Raw genomic sequence first — 25534 nt, 5'->3', positions numbered from 1 at the left:
CTACTTTTTAAAAATATTCTCATAATGCCATCTTAAGTACTCTTCTTTTGGAGGAGAAAAAGATGGCTTTTTTATTTTCTTCCCACTAAATTTCATAAGTGTTTCTTTTAAGATGATATCAGATTCAATAAACTTAGAAACCTCTATTGTTAAATCAGGATGGATTGTAATATATCCTTGATCAAATGCTTTATCTAATAAAACGGATAAACAAATCCCATTTTGAGGATCAAGTCTAGTATTCTTGTTTTCTGACCAAGGTATAATATGAGAACCTACCAAGAATTCTTTTATTTTTATTCCAGTTATTGCACATTCATATCTATAATTCTTTTTCACTTCATTAGAAAAAGTACTTTGACCACTTCTTCTCTTACTAGTTCCAATGTTATCATCAACGAAATAATTTTTATTCTGTATTTCTTGTATAAATCCAACTCTATTCACAATATTTTCGAGCTCGATTTCCTTATGTTCTTTCCCAGCATATGCTTTCTTTATGATATTTCGAAAATCGCGCTCTTTAATCTGTGTCATGCCATATTGATGGAATAAATATGCCCAAGTTTCCCCTCTTTGCTTAAATTCCCACTCAAATTCATCAAGATCAGTTTTTGTTAAATACGATTCAAACAATATTGCTTTATCTATTATGCCACGTACTTTATCTTTTCCAATGTTTTTAATCTCTTTAATTCTGCCAGCACCGAAAAAATAAAAACTATTTTTTATTTCAGATGCATTCTGTGGTCTTCTATAAATAAACAGATCTCCAGCGTTAACTCGACCATATTTACTAGGGGACCAATCATAGGAAACAAAGTCCACATCTCCATGATCAGTGGTAGTACCTTTTGTATCTAAAATAAAAAAATTAGTACCTATGTTATCTAGCTCTTCTTTATAATAATCAAGAATATCCTGCATTAAACACGCTCCCCTTTCAAAAACACATAACATTAAATCTTAACATTCAATTTAAAAATTATATCACGTTTAGTCAAAGATCATTTTACTAATTTTTCCGAACAGATTCCAGTTGCATAATTAGTAATACATGACTATATGCATCTAATTTAATTTTTATATTAGAATTCTATAATATCCTAACTATAACTTTTGGGGTGGAGGTCACTGGTTCGAGGCCAGTCGAGATCATATGAGAAACCCCTTGATAGTCAAGGGGTTTTATTTTGTATTTCTCAATTCTATGGCCTCACAAATTGGTTACCCTACCATAAAGTTGTTTACTTACTACCGCGCTTCGCTTGCTACCCTCTACAAAAAAATTTAGGACGTTGTCCTAAATTTTTTCGTAAAGGATAAAATTTGGTGATTTATTCCACAACTTTTTATAGTTATAAATCCTTTTATGTTTTCATTACGTTATTACGTTAAAATTATATTACTTATTTATCATTTTTGTTTTTTTAATTCAATCTCTTTCCAACCATTAAACTCATAATAAAAAAGTTCAGGACTATATGCCCTAAGATCATACATAGATTCAGCATCTAAACGTTTATATAAATCCAAATGAAACCAATCATATTTCTTCTTAACAGGATATAAAGGATATCCCATAATAAAAGCAAATTCTTCCCAATCAATTAAATTATTTTTATTACCACAACACATTTTTACATCCTCACATCTATAAACACTCTCACACTTTGTACAATAGCAATAAGACATCAATAATCTCCTTCAAATGTTTTTATTTAATCGTCGTTTCATTCTTAAATAAACTCTTGAAAAGCCGTACTAGATTCCCATTTTTGATCACTTACTAAGTCTATAAAATAGCTTATTACTTCCATATTATTTTTATTGCGTATAAATCCAATAGGATCATTATCCTTCAACAATTCAGCAATTGAATTAAGTAAAAGAAAAGCAATTTTTTCGTTGATTAAAAAGTCCTCTGTATCTTTTTGAATAAATCCTACAGGCAACTCATCAATCAAAATTTTTATGGCCTTAATATCTGATTTCCATCCTTCATTTTGAATGTCATCATCTTGAATAACAACCCTTATATCTTTACCTTCAATAAAATTAATTGGCGTATTTTGTTTTAATAAACCATTTAAAATATTTTTCTCCATTTTAAACATCCTCCTGTATAATAACTTAAAATATTAGATCATTTATTTTATTTGCAGTTTCAATTTGCATACTCGGTAATACATGACTATAAGTATCTAATGTGACACGTATATTTGAATGCCCCAGCCGTTCTGCAACCACTTTAGGATGAACCCCTTCTTTCAATAACAAAGTTGCATGTGTATGCCTTAAATCATGAAATCTAATCTTTGTTATATCTATTTTCTCTATTAAGCTATAAAAAGACCTTAATAAATTTCTAGGTAAACATGGTGTCCCAATATTTGTGCATACCACAAGATCATGATTTGTATATAAAATCCCTGCCACTCTTTTTTCATTACCAATGGTTTCTTTATGCTTCACTAAAAAATTTATCGTTTCATTAGGTAATGCAATGCTTCTTTGTCCAGACTTTGTTTTTGCTCCTGCTATTATTTTGTTCCCTGCATGATTTAAAGTCTGCTTAATTGAAAGTGTATTATTATTAAAATCAATATCTTTCCATCTTAGGGCTAATATCTCACCCTGCCGCATTCCTGTAGTAAGTGCCAAAAGGAATGCAATATAATATCTACTACTCTCTGCTACCTTTAGAAAGCCTTTTACCTCTCCTATATCCCAGACTTTTAATTCACTTTTATATGCTTTAGGTCTATCAACCAAAGAGGCAACATTACGTTTTATTAACCCCCACCTTTCAGCTTTTTTTAAAGAATCATTTATTAAAGAATGTATTTTTTGTACATTCTCTCTTGATAATAAATTATTCTTTATTATCTCGTTATACAATTTTTGGATATCTATAGGTCTTATTCTGGAAATTTCTATGTTTCCTAGGTTAGGAATAATATATTTATGTATTAACCAACTATAAGTTTTAAAAGTTGACTCTTTTATAAGTATCTTTTTATCATCAAGCCAACTATTTAAATATTCTTTATACAACATTTTAGAAGGTTCACTAAATGTACCATCTTTTAAAAGAGCATGTTCTGCTTCAGTCAAAGCATTTTGTGCTTCCTTTTTTGTTTTAAAGCCCCTCTTCTTTTTTTGCCGTCTCTTTCCATTTATTCTCCCTAGTTCTAGTACATAATACCAACTATGACCATCTTTTTTTACAGAACCAGCCAATTAATTTTCCTCCTTTACATCGCTACCTTCTAACCAAGAGATAAATACAGTCTTTAATACTTTAATTCTTCTCCCTATGCGAACTATATGAAAATCACCAGAGTTAACCAACTCATAAGCTTGTCTTCTTCCAATTCCTAATATTTGTTGAATATGTACAACATCTAGTACTGATGGGTATTGTTCTAATGTATTCATAAAATCCTCCTATTTTAGTACGAATGAGTTGATAAAAAACGTCTATTTCTTTGTATTTTTTCTTGATCAAAAGTAGTATTTTTCTTATCCAACTTTGATTCAGTCCATCTCTTTGCAATTCTAGTAGTAACCTCTAAACTATCATGGTTATTTAAAGCTCCCACTGAAATCAGTAAACCAGCAATTTGATCTAATAGCTGTTCTGTATTCCCTATTTTCACTTTTTTTCTTATAATGGGAGAAAAATTTTGTGTTAAATCTGCTTTTTGAACGAAAATCCACCTAGTATCTAGCGGCCACCTAGTTTTATTTTTATCTGATAATGGAACCTTAAGGGTTAACCATTCCATTGTTAAGTAAGACCAAATGTTATTTTCCTTTAGAATAAAATCTTCTATAGAGCTAACTCCAAATTCTTTTAGACATTTTCTTCTAATTTGAAATTCAACCCTCCATACAGATTTTATTTCATCCCATAAATGTTCTTTCCACAAATCATAAAACCAAAGTTTTTGAGATTTTTTCACTTCAAGCGTTTTATTATATATACGTGCCAACAATGGATCGCCACGCCCTATTGTAAAACCACTAAATTCACTTCCATTGTAATATTCATCATTTACAAAATGATTTACTTTCCCTCTTGCTCTAGTTACTACTTTTTCCAAATCATATCTAGTAAAAGGAGTTTCATCACTATCTACACATACATCAATCCTTGATAACTTTGTATCTGTTATAGAGATTCCAAAACCACTTAACCAATTAAAAAACTCTTTAACAGCCTTTTCAAAGCCAAGTGACCATAAATAAGATGCAAGAAACCGGACCTTAATCGGTGACGTATTTTTTACCTGCTTATCCATAAAGTACATTAGAAAATCATTACATGATACCTTATAGGAATAGAAAGGAATGCCGTTTCTATGTACTTTTAAACTAATTCCGTTTATTTCAACTTCATACTCTTTGGATTCTTCTTGAGCTTTAGATTTTAATAAAGCTAGCATATCTAATGTGCTTTTAAAAGATTGAAAATAGTCAAAGACTTCAACTCCAAATTCAACTGTATCAATACCTTTAATAATCAATATATGTTCCTCCTTACCTGATGTTGTAATTAGAACCACGCATGTTATATGGTTGCGGGATTCTTAATCGATGAAACGCCTCATTCTTAACATTGAGCCTCTGCAAGTCCCAGGCTAGCCCCAGGCCTTTAAGAGGCCTTGGTCTAGCTAACTAACAACAGCCTGATATGCCTTCCCTCTCCAAATTAAGATCTAGTTGATACTCTGCTTGGCTTCCTTTAGATATCAACTGCACCTAAACCTTTTTGATTTTTTACAAGTTTCCCCTCAACTTTTCATTGAATTATTTATACTTTTTCTAACTACTTTTAATATTTTTCAACATCTTCTAAAAGCTATATACACTACTACAAAACAAAAATAACGAAATGCGTTAGTTTATTTCCAAAAAATATAATAACAAATAAAAATAACGGATTCAGTTAGATTATACTAACATAATCCGTTATTTTCAACCTTATTTTATATTTTTTTCAAAATCCGTTAATAATGCTAAAATAGAATAGAAATAACAAGGAATGGAGCGAACATTATTTATGAAAGAAAAAGAAATCCTCGAAAATTTTTCAATTGGACCTCAAATCAAGTTATTGAGAAAAGAGCGAAAATGGACTCAACAACAACTTGCAAAAAAACTTAATGTTTCCTCTCAAGTAATCTCAAACTGGGAAAGAGGTTATACAATTCCTACTGCCAATGATATAAAAAAACTTGCAACAGAACTTAATGTTGATTCAAATATGATTCTTACTGGTCATAGTACTGAAGAACTTACTAATTATGTTACGGGGACAATGGCAGTTAGTACATGGGTTCAAAGTTTTGCAGACAATTTCGGATACGAACTAGTAGCTCAATTCTTGAATAATGATTTAAATATTGAAGAACTATTAAATTCCAATGTAAAGCTCAATTTCAACGGACGAATTCTAACAGATTCTGATAAACAAAAAATCCTTAATCTTATTAAAGTGCTGTATCAATAATTCCTATCAAATATAATATATTCATAATTAATAGCAATAATTATGAAAGGCGATTATTACTTAACTTAATAATCGCCTTTCATCACATTTCAGTTATCATTTTTCTCATAAAAATTAGTAACCAGTCTCTAATATCTACTTATTAACTTTCCGAATAATACCTTCCATAATTTCTATAAAATCAGTTGGCCACTCCTCTTGTGATAGATCATTAATTAAATGTCGAACATTCTTTTCATTCTTTTTATAGGCAATGTTTCCTACATTTTCACAAAACTTGGCTAAAAATTTATCCCCTGGTACAACCTCATCTAATTTCTCTTCCCAAAGGGTATCAAACTCTTTCATAACCTTATCAATATCAATTTCTAAATCTAACTTTTCTCTCATTTTAACTCTTGTTTTATTAAACCATTCTTTTAAACCATCAATATCATGAACAATATCCTTAGAATTTTTCTCTGGATATATTGCTGTCAAATATTTTTCACGAGTATATTTTCTTGAAGATTCTATTTTTATATCCGTATAGGTCTTTTTCATTATTCTCCCTACTTCATCCACATCCATCATGTTTGTTCCATCCTTAGCCTTAATAAACTTATCTAAAACTACTGGACTTAAAAATAGATTTTCAATACATACTCCTGGCCAAAAGACTAAACTACTTCTTTCTGGATGCTGACTAATCTTTCGTTCTTTCTCTTCTGGTGTTTTATAATCTGAATCTAAAATAAAGAATGTTTCCACACCACTCTTTTCGAATATTTCTAATGATTCTGCATTAGCGAAATATTTATACTTTGTTTCACCTTTCATATCAATACAACCTATTTTCGATAACATTTGCGGTTGAAATTTTTGTAAGTATGTATCTACAATTAATTTATCTGTCTTTCCTTCTACAAATATCAACATTTTTTTTATCAGTAGTGCTTGAGCGTTATAACCTAATTCACTAATAACTTGATCTAAACTTTCTGAATCTAATAATTGAATACTATTTTCTTCCTCCTCTTTTCTCTTAATCAAATAAACAGATTTATCATACGTTTCTTCTACAAATGCTGTTGAGTGGCTTGTAATAAATACTTGAGCATATTTTGCTTTTAACTGTAGATATTCACTTAACCTTTGTTGTAATTCAAAATGTAAATGTATTTCTGGTTCCTCAATTAATATAATTTCAGGATCCAGAAGTTCTATATCTAATATAATCCTAAAAATTTCTCTTATTCCTGTACCGTTAAGGTTTATCAAGTTATCCCCAACATCGATGACTGGCTGATTTTCCTGATTGAAAAACACATCTATTTCGATGCCTAGCAATCTCTTACACATGTTTCTAAAATTCATCCAAACATCAAAATGTTCTTTTCTGTTCTTTAGTAAAAACAATCTGTGTGCATCTTCCGGAGTTACTCCCTCTTTTTTTTCAGGCTGAAATATTATTTTATTGTTTTTTATTGCTTCTTGGCTAATTGTAATATTCTCATTTTGAAAACGAATACTATTAACTTTTGATTTACCTATATTAATTTCCCACGTATCTTTTATTGCCTTTTCTATTTCTTTTAACCCCTTTATTAAATCTTGAACATATTTATCATATAAATTTATTTCCTTCTTTAATTTTAATAGAATATCCTCTTGTATATCCTGCATATCAATATCATTAGTTTTTAATAAAAACATCGCGCTATCTGATAAGTTTAAATTGTCTTCTATGTACTTATGAGCATTTATAGTCTCTTCTATTTTCAAATCCATTGTTAAAGATGATACATACTCGTAATCCTTCTTATATTGGTCTGACGCTGCATTGAAATCTTTAACTTTTTCAATGTCATCCAAAAACATTTCTACAAGCTGACTATAGCCAAGCATTTCCCGATCATATTGCTTCATTAACTTTTGAAAGTTCCTATATTCCTTATCACTCATTTTCATAATTAAATGGTAGGTATAAATTTCTTTCTTTTTTTGTGTACACCCTACCCATGCAATATAGTATTGATCAAAAACCTCCAGCACTCCAATTAACGCTAACTCTTTAGCACGAGTAGCATTCATTATATCTTCTTTACCTAATATATCTTTAGTATACAAACTATGAGATCCTATAGCCTCAAAAAAACAACGTATTGCTCTTAAATAATTAGACTTACCTATATTATTTTTACCTATAAAAAGATTTACATCATTCATATCCTCTAATAAAGTGTTTTTTATATTACGGAAATTTCGTATATGTAAAGATTTTAATTTAATACTCATCTTTTCCTCCATAAACTCAATATTTTCAAAATTACTATACAATAAATAAAACTCCCTTCTTCCCCTTTAGTATATTATACATATTAACATTTATCTTCCAATCTATTTTAAAATTATAAAATAGAACATTCACCTATACATCTTACTATGTAATGACTGGTGAGCTACCTGGTCACAGACTGGTCACAGAATATAGGAAATTACTGGACATCAAGAATTATTTTAGTATACGTAACCTCCTTAAAAGCTTGTCATGAAGTCATTTCTGGACAAATTAAAATATTAAAGGAAATTATACTCTCTACCTTGACAGGGTGGAGGTCGTGAGTTCGAACCTCTCCGGGATCATATGAAAAACCCCTTGATAGTCAAGGGGTTTTCTTTATGTAGCAAATAAATGATTATTATTAAAACTAAATTTTTTCCCTACTTCTTTTCTCCATTTTGGAGAAAGACATAAATTATATTAATCATCGCTCTGCGTTATTCGCTAGAACTCGATTCTTTACTCTCTTTTGAGAGCTTTTTAAAATTCTCTTTGAAAAATAGCCTAATACGGCAATTTTTATATTTATTTATATAAATTTATCAATAAAAAAAGATCTACACAGTTTAACTATGCAGATCTTTGTAAATTTAAGTTTAAAAATGAATAGACGAATCCTATTTTTGCCCTAACTTGATTGCCTTTTTGATATTACTAAATGCACCTTTACCATATATTAATACGCCACCGCGGTAAACACGACTCGTTAAACCAATCATTATACATATTGTTGCGATTAGAATCCCTAATGCTAGCGCAATCTCCCATACTGGGATATTAAGGAATCCAATTCGTACAAGCATAACTATAGGAGTAAAGAAAGGTACATAACTAGTAATGGTAACAACCATGCTGCTTGGATTTGACATTCCATAAATTGCAATATACAAAGCAGCAAGTAACATAAACATCAGCGGCATAACAGCTTGAGAAGATTCCTCTATACGCGTAATGATAGAGCCAAATAGACAAGATAATGAGCCATATAATAAGAATCCTAATGTGAAGAATAGAATCCCATAAAACACTAGAGTTGGAGCAACAGAATTTAAATCAATACTATTTAAAATATCATTTTTCGAATCATTAATCGCTGTTTTATATCCAACAGTTGCGACCAAGCCCCAAATTATGATTTGCGTAATACCAGCCAATAATGTCGAGAATAGCTTCGCATATAAATGTTTGGTAGGCGAAATACTTGAAACAACTAACTCCATAACACGAGAAGATTTCTCTGTTGCAACATCTGTTGCTAATTGTGCAGCATACATTAATATCATTAGATAATTTAGCATGATAAAGACATTAATTAAAATCCCTACACCCTCAGTATGTTCTCCATCTTTAACCTTATCTGAAACCGTTTTGGTATGAATTTCTACTGGCGTTGTTAACACCTTTAATTCATCTTGCGATAGATTCAATTGCTGGGCGAAGTTAGAAGATTGTATTTGAGATAAAATCGTTTGAACCTTGCTAACATCTTGCTGATTTACATCCGTCTCAGTTATATACGTAGCCTTTAATTGTTTATTATTCAATTCCTCTACAACGATTGCATATGTATAATCACCATTTTTAACACCTGATTCTGCTTTTTGTTTATCCGTGCTACGTTTAACTTGTATCTTACTATCGACATTTTTAAACACTTGATGAATGGTTGAATATAATTCTTCTTTTTCTGTAACAACAACAACTTGATCGTCCTCGTTACCTGCAAACAAGTTATAAATCTTGTCAAAATTCATCAATCCTATAATTAACATAGAAACTATTATTGTAATAGCAAAATATGATTTTGATTTCACTTTAGATTTATAGTTTTGTAAAAAAATTGTCCAGAAACTACTCATTTTGTGCACCTACTTTCGCAATAAAGATATCATTTAATGTAGGCTCTTCTACTGCAAACTTTTTTACATACCCTAATTTTGTTATCTCTTTAAATAAAACATGTGACACTTCTTCATATGAAATTTTAAGAGTAACTGCATTTTTACGTTTCTTCATACTTTCTACACCTTTTATTTCTTTCAAATGGTCAAAGTCATGATCGCCAACGATTACAACGTTCTTTTTACCAAAATCACTTTTAATTTTGGCAATGTCACCCTGAACAACAGGTACACCTTTGTGCATAATACAAATGTGTTGGCATAACTCTTCCACATGTTCCATACGATGTGAACTAAAAAGAATTGACGACCCTTGTTTTTGCATATCAAGAACAGCGTCTTTTAACATTTCAACATTTACTGGGTCTAAACCACTAAATGGTTCATCTAAAATTAAGAGTTCAGGCTTATGTATAATCGCTGTTATCAGCTGGATTTTTTGCTGATTCCCTTTAGAAAGTTCTCCTACCTTTTTGTTCAGATGCTCAGTAATATTAAAACGCTCCAGCCAATAGTGAAGTTCTTTTTCTGCATCTTTACTTTTCATATTCTTTAGTTTTGCAAAAAAGTTAACTTGTTCTTTGACAGTCATTTTCGCATAAAGACCACGTTCTTCTGGTAAATACCCAATTTTATCTGTAACACCATAATTTATAGGTTTACCATTCCATGAAATGGTCCCACTTGATTTCGATAAAAGTCCAAGTATCATTCGAAATGTAGTCGTTTTACCTGCTCCATTCCCGCCCAAGAATCCAAATATTTCACCTTTTGGTATCTCGATATTCAAATTATTCACTGCAACATGCTCGTCAAATTTCTTTGTTAAATCTTTAATTAGTAAACTCATTATCCACACCCTTAATTCCCAAGATGATTTATTTATACAATTGTATATCCATAATCAACCACAATATTTTGCCCTCTAATGGCATCGCTTTTATCAGACATTAAAAATAAAATGACATTTGTTACATCTGAAATTTCAACAAATTTTCTATATGGAATCTTTTTTAATAACTTATTTCCTTCAAAGGACTTCAAATAGCTTTCGTTATTATCGTTTATGCTATAGGACAGTGAATTGTATACCACTGTAATGATTCATTTTTTATCTTTCAAAAATGAATCATTACCAACAAATGTTATATTTCGCATTATAAGGTTAGCATAAGATTTTAAATATTTAATATGCAATTCTGCATATTTTAATACTCTCAATTATTTACATAGTGTTTGACCATCTTTATTTAAAGCAGCCCCCACATTTACAAAATTCACTTAAAACAAGAATTTGTTTATCCATACTTTTTCTATAATTTTTCATGGAAGAACTGAAATTAATTAGTACCCCTGTTAAACACCTAAATCTGATACTTAAACTAACTAATCTTCCTCTAATAAATTGTTGTCTTATTTAACTTCACAATTAATAGTATCCAGCAGGCATAGTCACAACATCTTCGTACACCTCCTCATTAAAGCTGAAGGAACACTAATTAAAATCTGGTCCAGAAATTTTACCTTTCTACGTTACAGGATCCGCATAAGAAAACATAGAATACAGTACCTCCTCTGTTACAACTAGCTTTATGTCTTGAATTCAAAAAACATAATATCTAATTTATATAATTAATCTCGTGAGTTCAAACCTCTCCAGGTTCATAAAAAAGAGACACCATATNNATATGGTGTCTCTTTTTTATCTAATTCAATTACTTCCCACCAAACATCTTCTCCAAAGACTTTGCATTGGCAAACAATACTTCTTTCAAGTTATCGTCAGCAACGATTTTATAGTCGCCATCTTTGTCTTTCTTTAAGTTCAATGTAACTTCGCGAGTTGCCATTGCTGCATCTTTATCCGTTAAGTTTTTGATGATAGTTGAGGTCATTGTTTTTTCAATCGCTTTTTCAGATTGTTCTTTGTCTTCGCTAAATGCGCTAGCGAAGGCCATTGGCATAACTTCTCCCACTGCTTTTGTTACAGCAACGGATAGATCAGCAGATGTAATTTTCACTTTCACTTCTGCTTTGTCATCCTTTTTCGATACTTCTTCTAGCTTTTCAAATTTAAAGTTCTTTGTAATTGCACTTAGCATTGCTTTTGCCTCAGCATCATCTGTTTTTTCATTTAGTTTATTAAATTCCTTGTCACTCTCAACAAATGTACGAGCCTTTTCTACATCACCTTTTTGTATCGCTGTTAAAAATTCTTCTGTAGTATCTTTCGGATTTGCACACCCTGCTAAAACAACCGCTGTTAATCCTACTACCATCATTAATAGCAATAATCTCTTTATCTTTTGCACGCTCATTCTCCTCATTATCTTTTCTAGTAAGTCAGTATCATACAATATTATGAAACTGACATTACAAACATTTTTTAGTATAGCATTTATATGATTAATTTTCTATTAATTCCCAAAAATATAAAGAGCCTTGCAGCATTCCTACAAGGCCTCTCTTCTATCAATCTGTATCCGTAGCACAAATGAACCACATTTTCTGTTCCCTACTACCATCCATATAGTCCGATCAAAGATCATAAGCGATAACCAAAGTGATATATTAATAGCAGCAAATAATAAATATAAAATGAAGTCTCTCTTTTGTAGTGCCCCTCTATTCATTACAATGTAAAATGCACCGATAGGAGGCAAAATAAAGCAAAGGAAAAAGTTTTTCTTAACAACCATAGATACGCAGTTTCTTTCTGCATATGAATCCCCTTTTCATCATAATACTTGCTTCAACATCGGCCTCACTACCCTATATTCATCACTATAAGCTTCCTTTATGATTAAAGGCGGATATTCACTTTTTTCTTCCTCAATCATTGTAAACACTTCTGTTTTCTCTTGTAATGTATTAGATTCTCTATTTTTAGTAGGGTTTTTACTTGTTTTAATTTTCTTTGTTACTTCGCCAAGTTTTTGCCCAACTTCTTCTACTTTGGCAGGTTCATTCGTAACATAGTATTCTTGTTCGTCCCATACTAATATAGGTGGCACTTGTTCTCTTTTGTTACATATTATATAAGTAGTACTAGCTACAAGTAGTATACAAGTTAATAAATAGAAGATAGTTTTTTTATTCATATACTACACTCCTTATCTATCAGTTCATTGGATTATATAACACAATTTATTTACAGTAAATGGATTTATAGGTAATTTTTAGGTTTAACAATAAAGAAAAACCTTACCGAAGTAAAGTTCCGTTTTTACATTCTATAGTGACTGATTAATTAATACGATCATTACAATAATCGCTATAAGCATAACAACTAAACAGCCGATTAATTTATAAAATCCTCGCTTCGTTAATGTCCCACCTTGAACATCTTTACGAATAAATAAGAATACGGCTAAAAATAATACAAGCCCAATGCCAAAAGCATACATCATTTGCATATGTTAATCTTCCTTTCTCTCTTCCATCTTAATATCTTTTTGCCAAAACAACAAATGAGATAAAGACGGTACTCATCGTAAGTGCCATAAGTATATTCAATAATTCAGTAGCAGATAGTGTAAGTATTTTTAAGTTTAAGCCAATAGAGAAAAGAAGATAATATACTGTTAATGCAAAAAAGGTTACAAACATTCCTTTATAACGAATGAATTTCATTCGCTCATCTTTTTCTTTAAATTGTGGGTGTAAGTAGCTTAGGCAGAAACTCATAATCATCATCCCAAGCAATGGATACGTTATAGCCGGCGGTGCAGAATGCGTCATTATACCTGTTAATATCATAAATCCACTCATAAATAGAAAGATAATTCCCATGATTACAAAGTACTTTTGTGAATAGTTCATTCTTACTCCTCCCCTTCTTTTCCTTCATAAATAAATACATGTTCTATCGTTGTCTGAAATGTTTTTGCTATTTCAAATGCTAGCGGAAGTGATGGATCGTATTTCCCTTTTTCAATTGAGATAATGGTTTGTCTGGAAACCCCGAGTTTCTCGGCCAGTTTTTCTTGAGATAGTCCAAATTTCTTTCGGTATTCGACCATTTTATTTTCCAAGGAAATTTCTCCCTCCTTCCATATATCGAGTATATATGTAAAGTAAACTTTACGTCAAGGTTCCTTTACATTTATTTCAATCAGTTTTCGTTCTATTTATATAGAAGAAACTTGTTCGATTTCAGCACGTCTATTTTGTAATAAAACATGGAACACTGTATGTAATCGTTACTATATTTCCTCCTCACTTTTTTAAAAATTTAATATCTTCATATTTGTTTTATCCTTTTAAAATATTTCATTCTCTGCTTTATTAGATGCAATGTGTTATTTGTTTTACGGTGTTTTTTGGCATATTTATAGAAACTAACGGGTTATAAAGCATTTTTTATGTTTAACCACTTTTTTTGTAGAAATCCTTCATTTTCCTTTCGATATTTAACACTATCGAAATAAAGTTTATGGTAAATTCATAATTTTTTATTTTTTATACTATATTCCGTTATATTGTTGTATAATATCTATGAAAGCGCTTATTATTTCAATATACATAATTCGAATCAACTTTTATCAAAACATTCCAATGATTATACTTATATTTACATGTAACAATTCTAGTTTTCAATGTAGGTATACCAAATATATCCACCCCATTTTTCTGTAAAATTACTTTATAAAGTGAAAGATTAACTTGGGTGATAAGTTATTGTGAATGTTTTTTTACAAAACAGATAAGTAATAGTGTTTGGTATTATGTAAATTATTGTAATAACATAAGAGTAAAGAAAACATTTACATTGATTATTGGTTCATCAATTATTGAAAAGAGCAAAATGCACCTTTTGTATGGAAAAGGATTATATGCATTGGGAGGTTTAAACAAATGACGAGGAAGAATACAACGACAAACCCTTGGGCCAAGTTCCACGGTCCGAACCTTGGTTATGTGATTGAACAGTATGATCTTTACGTAACTGGAGCAGGTTCTGTTGATCCGGAATTACAAGAGCTTTTTGAAATTTTTGGAGCTCCTTCGTTTCAAGATGATGTCGTAACAGGGGACAACACAGCAACACATTTTTCTCCTCAAAACACAGGTAACATTGAAAAAATTCTTAAAGTCGTTCAACTTGTTGAGCAGATTCGTTCTTTCGGGCACACGTTGGCTCACATCAACCCGATGGAAGATGCTGCAAATGGACAATCTCTTCTTGAGAAAGCAATGAACGAACTGAGCGATGCTGACTTGAAAGCGATTCCAGCGAAAACAGTATGGCAAGATGCACCAGAAGGTATTCACACTGCACTTGATGTAATTCATAGATTAAAAGACGTTTATACAAAATCTTTAGCTTATGAATTTTCTCATATACAAGATAGTGAAGAACGCACGTGGTTGCATCAAATGGTGGAATCAAATTCATTGCGTCAACCACTATCAAATAAAAAACGAACTGCTCTTTTAAAACGTTTAACAGCTGTTGAAGGTTTCGAGCAATTCTTGCATAAAACATTCGTTGGGCAAAAACGTTTCTCTATCGAGGGCGTTGATATGCTTGTACCTGTTTTAGATGAAATTGTTCTAGAAGGTGCTAAGAACGGCGTAGAGGATGTCATGATTGGTATGGCTCACCGCGGTCGTCTAAGCGTACTTGCTCACGTATTAGAAAAACCATATAGTCACATGTTTGCTGAGTTCAAACATGCAAAAATAGAAGGCGCAGTAGCCAATTCTGGCTGGACTGGCGACGTAAAATACCACCTAGGTAGAGAACAAGTCGTTAGTAACGAAGAAGTTAGCACTCGCGTGACATTAGCAAATAACCCGAGTCATCTTGAGTTCGTGAATCCTGTAGTAGAAGGTTTCGCACGTGCTGCTCAAGAGAATCGTAAAAAATCTGGTCTTCCAGATCAAGATACTTCAAAATCATTCGTAATTTTAGTTCATGGTGATGCTGCATTCCCTGGTCAAGGTATTGTATCTGAAACGCTCAACTTAAGCAGATTGAACGCGTATCAAACAGGCGGAACGATTCATGTTATCGCAAACAATGCAGTTGGTTTCACGACTGATAGCTATGATTCTCGTTCTACGAAATATTCAAGTGACCTTGCAAAAGGTTTCGATATTCCGATTGTTCACGTGAACGCTGATGATCCAGAAGCTTGTCTTGCAGCTGCTAACCTTGCGATTCAATATCGCATGTTGTTCAAAAAAGACTTCTTAATCGATTTAATCGGTTACCGTCGATATGGTCATAACGAAATGGATGACCCAGCAGTTACGCAACCACAAGTGTACAAAAAAATTAAAAATCACCCAACTGTAAGAGCAATTTATGCAGATCAATTACAAGCTGCTGGTGTTCTAAATGCAGATGAAGTTGAAACAATTACTCAGTTTACGCAAGAACAATTAAAATCCGATTATGCACAAGTACCGCCAGCTGATACGAGCGATGCAACAATTCACGTTAAAGTGCCAGATGTTGTTGCAAAAGGCATTCAACCAATTGATACTGGTGTTGAGATTGACTCACTTCGTGCAATTAATGAAGGTCTACTATCTTGGCCAGAAGGCTTTAACGTATATCCGAAAGTGAAGAAAATTCTTGAGCGCCGTAAAGATGCTTTAGAAGAGAACGGTAAAATTGAATGGGCACTTGCTGAGTCATTAGCATTCGCTTCTATTTTACAAGAAGGTACGCCAATTCGTTTAACTGGTCAAGATTCACAGCGTGGTACATTTGCGCACCGTCATATCGTATTACACGATACTGATACAAATGAAACATATTCACCGTTACACCGTTTACCAAACATTAATGCTTCATTCTCTGTTCATAACAGTCCATTATCAGAGGCTGCTGTTGTTGGTTACGAATATGGTTATAACGTATTCGCTCCAGAAACTCTTGTTATGTGGGAAGCGCAATATGGTGACTTTTCAAATACTGCGCAAGCATTATTTGATCAATATGTTTCAGCTGGAAGAGCAAAATGGGGTCAAAAATCTGGTTTAGTTCTTCTATTACCACACGGTTATGAAGGTCAAGGACCAGAGCACTCTAGTGCACGTCCAGAGCGTTTCTTACAGTTAGCTGCTGAGAATAACTGGACAGTTGCAAACTTAACGAGCGCGGCACAGTACTTCCATATCCTGCGTCGTCAAGCATCTATCTTAGGAACAGAAGCTGTTCGACCATTAGTACTGATGACGCCGAAGAGTTTATTACGTCACCCACTTACGCTTTCAACTGCTAGTCAGTTAAGCGAAGGACGTTTCCAACCTGCTTTAGAACAAGAAAACCTTGGCACGAAACCAAATAAAGTAAAACGTCTTGTTTTAAGCACAGGTAAAATGGCGATTGACTTAGCAGCAGAAATCGAGTCTGGTAAACATGAGTACAACTTAGACGAAGTTCATGTCGTTCGTATCGAGCAATTGTACCCATTCCCTGCTGAGAAAGTTCAATCTATTATTAAACGATTTAAAAACTTAGAAGAAATCATTTGGGTTCAAGAAGAACCTCGTAATATGGGCGCATGGCATTACATGGCTCCAATTCTGTTCGAACTTGCTGGAGATAAAGTGAAAACAGGTTACATTGGACGTCCTGATCGCTCTAGTCCATCTGGCGGCGATCCATTCGCTCACAAAGCTGAGCAAGAACTAATTGTTGCACACGCTTTAGATGTGAAGTATAACTTCCGTCAAGATAAACAAGAAATTGAAGTTTTCAGCAACTAAAAAGTAATAATGAAGGTTTCTAGCTTGTTCCCTGGGCAGATATTCTGCCCAAGGCCAGGCTAACAAATGGAGATTACCGAAGACAAAAGAAGAAAAAACACACCGTTAGGCAAATAAGGGGAGGACATTTAAAATGATCGAAATTAAAGTACCTGAGCTTGCAGAATCTATTACCGAAGGAACTATTTCACAATGGCTTATCAACGTAGGCGACAAAGTTGAGAAAGGCGGCAGCGTTGTTGAGCTTGAAACTGATAAAGTCAATGTAGAAATCATTGCAGAAGATTCAGGTATTGTATCGAAGTTACTAGGCGAACCTGGGGATACAGTTGAAGTTGGCGCAACTATCGCAATTTTAGATGCTAATGGAGCACCAGTTGCAGTAAGTACACCTGCACCACCTGCTGAGCAAGCAAAACAAGAAACAGCTGAAGCACCGAAAGCTGCGGCTCCAAATGCTGAACAAACTACGAGTCTACAAGGCTTACCAAATACGAACCGTCCTATCGCATCACCAGCTGCTAGAAAAATGGCTCGTGAATTAGGAATCGACTTAAACGACGTACGTAGCACAGATCCACTTGGACGCGTGAGACCACATGATGTACAAGCTCATGCTGCAGCACCAAAAGAAGCACCAGCTGCTCCAAAGAGCCCAGCTCCTGCTCCAGTTGCAAAAACGGAATTCGAAAAACCAGTTGAGCGCGTGAAAATGTCCCGCCGCCGTCAAACAATTGCAAAACGTCTTGTAGAAGTTCAACAAACATCTGCAATGTTAACAACATTTAACGAAGTTGATATGAGTGCGATCATGGAATTACGTAAAGAGCGTAAAGACGCTTTCGAGAAAAAACATGATGTACGTCTTGGCTTCATGTCATTCTTCACAAAAGCAGTTGTTGCAGCATTAAAACAATTCCCATTATTAAATGCTGAAATTCAAGGTGACGAGCTTATCATCAAAAAATTCTATGATATCGGTATTGCAGTAGCAGCTCCAGATGGATTAGTTGTTCCAGTTGTACGCGATGCTAACCAATTAAACTTCGCTGAAATCGAAAGTGAAATTCGTAATTTAGGTATGAAAGCACGCGATAACAAACTTTCATTAAAAGAACTACAAGGTGGTACATTTACAATTACAAACGGTGGTGTATTCGGTTCTCTAATGTCAACACCAATCCTAAATAGCCCTCAAGTTGGTATTTTAGGAATGCATAAAATCCAAGTACGCCCAGTTGCAATTGATAACGAGCGTATGGAAAACCGCCCAATGATGTACATTGCTTTATCTTACGATCACCGTATTGTTGATGGTAAAGAAGCAGTTAGCTTCCTTGTTGCTGTTAAAGATATGCTTGAAGATCCAAAATCATTATTATTAGAAGGTTGATAGATTAATAATCTAATATATAAAGGCTGTAGAATACATCATTCTACAGCCTTTTTTTGCGTTCATACGGGACAAATTTCATGGCATAAGATAATAATGTATGCCTAAACGTAAGGAGGATTAAAATGAATAACCTTCCAATTCATGCAAAACTTAAAGTAAATAAGGATACTTTCTTCCTGCCCGATTCAAACGGGGGTGTCTATTTTCGAAATAACGCCAGTTCATTTCGCATGGACGGTGATGGAATTTATGACTGGATTGAAAAATTAATGCCAATGTTTAACGGTAATCATTCTTTAGCAGAAATAACTGATGGTCTCCCTCTCCCCTATCAAAATCGTGTATTTGAAATTGGAGAGGTTTTATATGAAAATGGTTTCGTTCGCGATGCAAATCAAGATGCACCTCATGAATTAAACAGTACATTACTCGACAGATATGCTTCACAAATTGAATTTTTAGAAGCTGATTCTCATTCAGGTGCTTTAAAATTTGAAACGTACCGCGGAGCAAATGTCCTTGTACTTGGCTCCGGAGATATGCTTACTTCTTTAGTTTCTTCTTTATTAGAATCTGGTTTACCTACATTTCATTACCTCGTTACAGATCGAGATGAAACAAACTATGACAGAATACATGAGCTAATAGAACGTGCATATGAAGTTGATAACGGTGTACTCATTCAAGAAATCGATACTACAATTGACCGTCCCTTGCATGAAGTATTCGAACCTTTTGATTGGATTTTATATGTTTCTCAAAATGGAGACATTGACGGTTTAAAAACAGTTCACACTATTTGTAGAGAAACGAAAAAGAATTTTATACCAGCTATTTGTTTATCAACACTCGGTATAGCTGGACCTGTCGTAACGGAAAATCGTGATGAATGCTGGGAATCCGCATGGCATCGGCTACATGAAACGACTTTGCAAAATGAAAATTCATCAGATTCCTTCTCACCAATTACATCTGCAATGTTAGCAAATGTAATCGTTTTTGAATTGTTTAAACATGTCGCGGATGATTTATATCGTGAAAAAGAATTACAATTCTTTTTATTAAACTATGAAACACTTGAAGGAACGTGGCATCCTTTTATAAAACACCCTCTTGCAACTGATGAAAGTTTTACAATTGATACGATAGAAAATCTTTCTGAAAAACTTGAGCATCGGTCCAACCAACATACTTCAACTGATGTATTCCGCTTTTTCGACTCATTAACTTCTAAAGAAGCCGGTATATTCCATGTATGGGATGAACAAGATTCATATCAATTACCGTTATCACAATGCTATATTCAAGTAGCCAATCCATTATCAGATGGCCCAGCTCCCCTTCTGCCTCTTATGACTCGCAGTGGATTAACTCATAATGAAGCACGCCGAGAAGCTGGTTTAACAGGAATTGAAACATATGTAGCAGAAATCATTCACCGCCTTATTCCTGAACATAACGATATCGGTATTGGCGCTGGAGAAACGATGACAGAAGGATTTTACCGGGCACTACAACAACATTTAAATAATAAATTGTATGAACGGCAGTCACATATGCTAGAAGAACTTACAACGATTGATTTAACTGATATTCACGATAAACATTGTAGATTTTATTACGATGCCCTTGCTACAATTCATGAAACACCTAAAATCGCAATGAGTGAAGAGATTCTCAGTTTTCCAGTCGTTTGGGTTGGTATAAATGATAAATGGTACGGTGCATCTAATATTAATATGACGTTAGCGTTACGGAGCGCACTACAACTATCACTGCTCCACATTCAAAGTGAAGAGACTCCTTACAGAGCTAATATCTTGCCTGAATCATCTATTATTTTATATGACACGGATTCTTTTAGGGTGGAAATACAAGCGGAAGAAGAAATTCCAAGTGTGCAATCTTTACAGCTTGCCTTACAGCATTTAGAAGAACATAATTTTTATCCCTTCGTGTTTGATTTAGCAATCGAACCATTTTTGAAAGAAAACTTAGACGGTGTGTATGGGGTATTAATTGCAAAGGAGGACGGTCTATGACTCAAAATATATTGCTTATAGGGGATGGCCTTCTTGCAGACTATGTACATGATCAATTATGCAAACAATATTCCATCATTCGTCAGCATACCCTTACAGAAGAACTTCCTGAAAATATTTATCTCGCTCTCGTATTACATGATGGATCTCCTTCTCCTATTCATCATGATGCTGAGCTAATTTTTCGCTCAAATCATATTCCGTGGCTTCGTGGTTTCACTTCATTTGGCGAAGGTATTATCGGTCCTTACATTCATCCTCTTACGCCCGGATGTTCCCATTGTTCTGATGGACGCCGTTTTATCGCTGGCTTTGATCAAAAAGAAATGTGGGAACTACAGCGGAAATATGCCTTTAAAGCCGAAAATGGAACGAGGCGTGATGTACGTGCCACCCAAAATGGCATGTTACAAATGTGCCATCTTATTTGCGCAGAAACAGAAAAAATATTAACTCATAACCATTCTTCTTTAGAAAATGAACTTATTTTACTAAACTTACAAACATTACAATGTACGCGGCATTCTTTTCTTCCAGATCCTCTCTGTCCTGTATGTAGTAGTTTACCTGATGATACTGCGGATGCGGCGGAAGTTTCTTTACAACCGAGTTTAAAAGTAAGCACCGAAACGTATCGCTGCCGTTCCATTCATGAATTAAACACATTTTTAACGAAAGACTATTTAGATTATCGGATCGGTATGTTGAACGGCAAAATGCAGCATTCTTTATTGCCATTCGCTGACGTCATTATAAACATGCCATTAATGTTTGGAAATGAAGGTGTTGCAGGCCGAACTCATTCCTTTGCAGTGAGTGAAGCAACTGCTATTTTAGAAGGTTTAGAACGATATTGCGGTATGTCGCCTCGCGGGAAAAAGACAAATGTGCATGGTAGTTTTCATGATTTAGAGGAACATGCACTAAATCCCCTTACACTCGGTGTGCATACAAATGAACACTACAGTCGTGATAATTTTCCATTTAAGCCGTTTGATCCTGATTATGAGCAAAACTGGGTATGGGGATATTCTTTATCACAAAACAGACCGCTTTTAGTTCCTGAATCAATTGCTTATTATAGCCTTGGTCATCGAGATGCTTTCGTGTATGAAACATCAAATGGATGTGCAATTGGCGGTAGTTTAGAAGAAGCGATTTTTCACGGCATTTTAGAAATTGTAGAGCGTGATGCCTTCTTACTCACTTGGTATGCCGAATTACCTCTTCCCCGCCTTGATCTTAGTTCAGCAAATGATACAGAATTACAATTAATGATCCAGCGGTTACGTACGATTACTGGATATGAATTACACGCTTTTAACGCGACGATGGAACACGGCATCCCGAGCTTATGGGTAATTGCAAAGAATACACGTGAAAATGGAATGAACGTTGTTTGTGCGGGAGGCGCTCATTTAGATTCTATTCGAGCTTTAAAAAGTGCCATTCAAGAAATAGCAGGCATGTTACTTATAACAGACGATGAGCTCGAGCACAAAAGAGAATACTACGAAAAATGCTTACAAGATCCTTATTTCGTTAATAAAATGGAAGACCATAGTATGCTGTACGGATTGAAAGAAACGGAAGAACGTCTTCACTTCCTTTTACGAGAAGATGCACCGGTGCAAACGTTCCAAGAAATGAATGTATCACAATCATTTGATATGGATTTAACATCCGATCTCCACCAACTTTTAAATCGTTTGCATCAATCTAATCTTGAAATAATCGTTGTAGATCAAACCGTTCCCCTTATAGAAAAGAACGGACTACACTGTGTAAAAGTTATTATTCCAGGCATGTTACCGATGACTTTCGGACACCATCTTACTCGGATTACAGGACTGGACCGGGTATATACCGTACCGATGACACTTGGATATACAGACGAACCTTTAACGAATGAAAGATTAAATCCACATCCACATCCGTTTCCATAGTAAAGGAGGGATTTCATGCAGCTAGATACTTTTTTACATCATCTCCATTTCTCTATCGATGAAATTATGCCGAATCATGAGGTGGACTGGAAAGACGCACCGCTTCCTTATAAATTATATCGAAATGTACCTACCATCCCGCTCTCCTTAGAAATCCCATTATCTTTACCGAACTCTTCTACTACACCTACTTTAGATGAAATTGGTCACTACCTTTGGTATTCATTTGGTGTAACACAATTATGTCAGCTAAATAGCGAGAGAAATGTATTACGAAGATCTATTCCTTCAGGCGGCGCTTTATATCCGAATGAATTGTATATCTATTTAAAGATTGACGATTATCCAGACGGCATTTACCATTATGACGCCGCGCATCACCGGCTTATTTTACTTCGCGAAGGAAATTTCGATTCTTATTTAGCAGACGCACTCGGTAATCGCTGTAATATACATGATTGTTTCGGTGCTGCATTTATATCTACTATGTTTTGGAAAAATTTCTTTAAATACAATAATTTTTCATATCGCCTTCAAGGATTAGATAGCGGGGTTCTCATTGGACAATTACTAGAATGTGCAAAACAGTTCGGTTATACGAACGGCGTATACTTTCAATTTCTAGACCGTGCACTGAACCGTTTACTCGGATTGTCAGAAGGTGAAGAAAGTGTGTATGCCGTTATTCCTTTAAGTACAGAGCCAGAAACTAATTGGTTTCACAATGATTACCGTGAAAATAAAACAGTTACTTCTCATGAGTTGTTGCAACAAATTCCGCCGTTAGCACATGAACATTTCGTTCGCTCAAAACATGTAGGTGAATATCCGATGATAACAAAAATAAATGAAGCTTCTATGATCGAATCGACAGCACACTTCCAAACACTACATCATGAAGAGCACTATCAACATAATGCGTACGCTGTACAGCTACCAAAAGTAGAACGGTTATCGTATGATTTCCTACAACTTTGTAAAAAACGATATTCTCCTGATGCGGACTTTATTTTAACGAAATGGGATGCAGCCGAGCTCGCTACTTTACTACAAGAAGCGAGCCTCTCCTTCCCCTATTACAACGACCTTGACGGTAAGTATGCAAATGAAAATGCACGCGTCTTCTTATATGGATGTTTTTATAACGTGAAAAATATTGAAAACGGGGCTTACGCTTATAATAGTAAAACACATTCGATACAACCAATTCGGTATGGAGACCTTCGTTACCCTCTTCAATCTAGTATGACGATGGATAACGTAAACCTTTTTCAAGTACCACTTTGCTTACATGTAGTCGGAAAGAAAGATTACTATACACGTGCATTAGGCTATAGAGGATATCGTATTCACCAAATGGAAGCTGGTATACTCGTTCATAAACTCGTTTTTGCAGCGACCGCGATGGGGATGGGCGGGCATCCATTACTTAGTTTTGATACAAATTCATGTGATCAATTGTACGGTATTGATGCTGGGAATGAAACGTCTCTTATTCAAATTCCTGTTGGGGCGTATCGAGCGCGGAATTGGTTAAAAGGGGTTTTGCATAGTTAAAAGCACGCCGATGGACGGCGTGCTTTTTTACTAGATTAACTTAAAAATACTCTTAATTTGTCTAGCAAATAACCAATTTTTCGTACCGTAGTTATCATTTAAACTATCTAAATTAATAGATTGTCCGTTAGCAAACTTTAATTCTAACGTTGTATTTTTGTCATTTGTTTTTAAATTACTATTTGTAATATCATCATACTTTAATTTTTCAATCTCAATATATTCGTCTTTTTCTTGTCCGATCACGACATGGTCTTGGAAGAAGAAAAACACTTCTACTTTTTTACCGAAACAAAATACATTTTTCGTATAAATTAATGTCGCATTATCAAGTCCGACGCATACTTCTTTCATCTCTTCCACAACGTGTCCAAAGTCTTCTTCTTGTCTTGCGTTTGATTCAGCAATCCATTCTTCGATTGTTTTCATGTTAATTGCCATACTGTGCCCCCTGGTTCGTTCATTGCTTTTTTTAAAAATAAATACTATATGAAAATATAAGCGATAAGTACTATGTTTTCAAGGGTGAACGGTATATTCAAAATAAAGTTAAATTTCAAAGTAATCTACTAGAGGCACCGATTTCATTATATTTTAAACGTTTGAACGAGACATTCTTCATCATCGATTAACTGTGTTTTCTCATCAAATACGATGTTTAGCTCCCTATATACTTTCTTCCAAAAAGAAACAGCTGGTACATTTTTCACAAGTTCGATAACGAAATACTGTCCTCGTTTCTCTTTTAGTACATTCTCAATAACTTGTTTACCAATTCCTTTTCCTTTGTACTGATTCAATATGAAAATGTCATTTATGCCAAAGTCGTTTTCCTTCTTCAAAAACGGGCGTTCCAACAATAATAAAAATCCTACAATACTATTTTCAGCTTTTATAAAATACGGAGTGATTCCGTCATTTCCCCAAAACATGTGCAAATCTTCGTATTCAAAAAATCCATTTGCCCCAATCTTTATATTAGGAGTGAATGTAGAGAGATCATGAAGATATAGTGCGTACAAATTACGTAATATTTCTTTTTCAGATTCTTGAACGGTTTGAAGTGCTACAAACATTTTTAATAATCCCCTTCCCTATATGTAACTGTTTCTCCCTCTTTATTATT

At 33.8% G+C, this 25534-nt stretch carries 23 protein-coding genes and 1 pseudogene; 6 read left to right on the top strand and 18 right to left on the bottom strand.

Annotated features, from left to right (window positions below; translation table 11 throughout):
• The 6 genes from CN409_RS12095 to CN409_RS12070 form a co-directional block, all read right to left on the bottom strand.
• Nucleotides 1-927, bottom strand: a complete 927-nt coding sequence (locus CN409_RS12095; RefSeq protein ID WP_240518633.1) for an HNH endonuclease — start codon at nucleotides 925-927, stop codon at nucleotides 1-3.
• A gap of 489 nt (nucleotides 928-1416) precedes the next feature.
• Nucleotides 1417-1638, bottom strand: coding sequence for an aldehyde dehydrogenase (locus CN409_RS12090; protein WP_097982091.1), 222 nt, complete (start codon nucleotides 1636-1638; stop codon nucleotides 1417-1419).
• A 101-nt stretch (nucleotides 1639-1739) separates the two neighbouring features.
• On the bottom strand, nucleotides 1740-2108 hold the full coding sequence (locus CN409_RS12085; protein ID WP_240518632.1) for a hypothetical protein: 369 nt from the start codon (nucleotides 2106-2108) through the stop codon (nucleotides 1740-1742).
• A gap of 25 nt (nucleotides 2109-2133) precedes the next feature.
• Nucleotides 2134-3243: a tyrosine-type recombinase/integrase gene (locus CN409_RS12080; protein ID WP_097982084.1), complete on the bottom strand. Its 1110-nt coding sequence runs from the start codon at nucleotides 3241-3243 to the stop codon at nucleotides 2134-2136.
• Nucleotides 3244-3441 (bottom strand): helix-turn-helix domain-containing protein, encoded by a 198-nt coding sequence (locus CN409_RS12075; RefSeq protein WP_048557220.1) that lies wholly within the window; start codon nucleotides 3439-3441, stop codon nucleotides 3244-3246.
• 14 nt (nucleotides 3442-3455) lie between these two features.
• Complete coding sequence (locus tag CN409_RS12070; protein WP_097982085.1) at nucleotides 3456-4532, bottom strand: replication initiation factor; 1077 nt, start codon at nucleotides 4530-4532, stop codon at nucleotides 3456-3458.
• Nucleotides 4533-5068: 536 nt separating this feature from the next.
• Between CN409_RS12070 and CN409_RS12065 the strand changes: the two genes are divergently transcribed.
• Complete coding sequence (locus tag CN409_RS12065; protein ID WP_240518631.1) at nucleotides 5069-5518, top strand: helix-turn-helix domain-containing protein; 450 nt, start codon at nucleotides 5069-5071, stop codon at nucleotides 5516-5518.
• Nucleotides 5519-5653: 135 nt separating this feature from the next.
• Here CN409_RS12065 and CN409_RS12060 read toward each other — a convergent pair whose 3' ends face one another.
• From CN409_RS12060 to CN409_RS12015, 10 genes and pseudogenes are all read right to left on the bottom strand, one after another.
• Nucleotides 5654-7795, bottom strand: a complete 2142-nt coding sequence (locus CN409_RS12060; protein ID WP_170955784.1) for an ATP-dependent nuclease — start codon at nucleotides 7793-7795, stop codon at nucleotides 5654-5656.
• 663 nt (nucleotides 7796-8458) lie between these two features.
• On the bottom strand, nucleotides 8459-9700 hold the full coding sequence (locus tag CN409_RS12055; protein WP_000094236.1) for an ABC transporter permease: 1242 nt from the start codon (nucleotides 9698-9700) through the stop codon (nucleotides 8459-8461).
• A complete protein-coding gene (locus CN409_RS12050) occupies nucleotides 9693-10592 on the bottom strand; it encodes an ABC transporter ATP-binding protein (RefSeq protein ID WP_000054722.1) in 900 nt (299 codons plus the stop codon). Before CN409_RS12050 ends, CN409_RS12055 begins: the two co-directional genes overlap by 8 nt.
• A 32-nt stretch (nucleotides 10593-10624) precedes the next feature.
• On the bottom strand, nucleotides 10625-10837 hold the full coding sequence (locus tag CN409_RS12045; protein ID WP_003258596.1) for an SDR family oxidoreductase: 213 nt from the start codon (nucleotides 10835-10837) through the stop codon (nucleotides 10625-10627).
• A 620-nt stretch (nucleotides 10838-11457) separates the two neighbouring features.
• Entirely contained in the window at nucleotides 11458-12054 is a 597-nt protein-coding gene (locus tag CN409_RS12040; protein ID WP_001169502.1) for a DUF4878 domain-containing protein, read from the bottom strand.
• 141 nt (nucleotides 12055-12195) lie between these two features.
• Nucleotides 12196-12464: pseudogene (locus CN409_RS32665) on the bottom strand (hypothetical protein).
• 16 nt (nucleotides 12465-12480) lie between these two features.
• On the bottom strand, nucleotides 12481-12843 hold the full coding sequence (locus CN409_RS12030; protein ID WP_001036577.1) for a hypothetical protein: 363 nt from the start codon (nucleotides 12841-12843) through the stop codon (nucleotides 12481-12483).
• A 132-nt stretch (nucleotides 12844-12975) separates the two neighbouring features.
• Nucleotides 12976-13158, bottom strand: a complete 183-nt coding sequence (locus tag CN409_RS12025) for a DUF3976 domain-containing protein (protein WP_001178294.1) — start codon at nucleotides 13156-13158, stop codon at nucleotides 12976-12978.
• A 28-nt stretch (nucleotides 13159-13186) separates the two neighbouring features.
• Complete coding sequence (locus tag CN409_RS12020; RefSeq protein WP_001109897.1) at nucleotides 13187-13564, bottom strand: hypothetical protein; 378 nt, start codon at nucleotides 13562-13564, stop codon at nucleotides 13187-13189.
• A 2-nt stretch (nucleotides 13565-13566) separates the two neighbouring features.
• The gene (locus CN409_RS12015; protein WP_000428510.1) at nucleotides 13567-13776 is read right to left on the bottom strand and encodes a helix-turn-helix transcriptional regulator; all 210 of its coding nucleotides are present in this window, start codon (nucleotides 13774-13776) and stop codon (nucleotides 13567-13569) included.
• Between the two features lie 823 nt (nucleotides 13777-14599).
• Here CN409_RS12015 and odhA point away from each other — a divergent pair.
• The 5 genes from odhA to CN409_RS11990 all read left to right on the top strand — a co-directional run bounded on the left by odhA (nucleotide 14600) and on the right by CN409_RS11990 (nucleotide 24408).
• Nucleotides 14600-17467, top strand: coding sequence for a 2-oxoglutarate dehydrogenase E1 component (gene odhA, locus CN409_RS12010; RefSeq protein ID WP_086389849.1), 2868 nt, complete (start codon nucleotides 14600-14602; stop codon nucleotides 17465-17467).
• Nucleotides 17468-17600: 133 nt separating this feature from the next.
• Nucleotides 17601-18860 carry a 2-oxoglutarate dehydrogenase complex dihydrolipoyllysine-residue succinyltransferase gene (gene odhB / locus CN409_RS12005; protein WP_000569919.1) on the top strand — a complete coding sequence of 420 codons (1260 nt, stop codon included), beginning with the start codon at nucleotides 17601-17603 and terminating at the stop codon, nucleotides 18858-18860.
• A 125-nt stretch (nucleotides 18861-18985) separates the two neighbouring features.
• Nucleotides 18986-20905, top strand: coding sequence for a putative thiazole-containing bacteriocin maturation protein (locus CN409_RS12000; protein WP_001061548.1), 1920 nt, complete (start codon nucleotides 18986-18988; stop codon nucleotides 20903-20905).
• Entirely contained in the window at nucleotides 20902-22851 is a 1950-nt protein-coding gene (locus tag CN409_RS11995) for a TOMM precursor leader peptide-binding protein (RefSeq protein WP_000192992.1), read from the top strand. Before CN409_RS12000 ends, CN409_RS11995 begins: the two co-directional genes overlap by 4 nt.
• Before the next feature lie 15 nt (nucleotides 22852-22866).
• A complete protein-coding gene (locus tag CN409_RS11990) occupies nucleotides 22867-24408 on the top strand; it encodes a SagB family peptide dehydrogenase (RefSeq protein ID WP_001175535.1) in 1542 nt (513 codons plus the stop codon).
• Between the two features lie 30 nt (nucleotides 24409-24438).
• On the opposite strand, the gene CN409_RS11985 is transcribed toward CN409_RS11990, so the two are convergent.
• Both CN409_RS11985 and CN409_RS11980 read right to left on the bottom strand, forming a co-directional pair.
• The gene (locus tag CN409_RS11985) at nucleotides 24439-24849 is read right to left on the bottom strand and encodes a DUF3908 family protein (RefSeq protein WP_000996793.1); all 411 of its coding nucleotides are present in this window, start codon (nucleotides 24847-24849) and stop codon (nucleotides 24439-24441) included.
• A gap of 146 nt (nucleotides 24850-24995) precedes the next feature.
• Nucleotides 24996-25484, bottom strand: a complete 489-nt coding sequence (locus CN409_RS11980) for a GNAT family N-acetyltransferase (protein WP_000495856.1) — start codon at nucleotides 25482-25484, stop codon at nucleotides 24996-24998.
• Between the last annotated feature and the right edge of the window lie 50 nt (nucleotides 25485-25534).

The sequence above is a fragment of the Bacillus sp. AFS012607 genome (genome assembly GCF_002558005.1).
Classification (GTDB): domain Bacteria; phylum Bacillota; class Bacilli; order Bacillales; family Bacillaceae_G; genus Bacillus_A; species Bacillus_A thuringiensis_S.
Note: the sequence above shows the minus strand (reverse complement) of the source record. Positions and strands in the feature narration are given on the sequence as shown.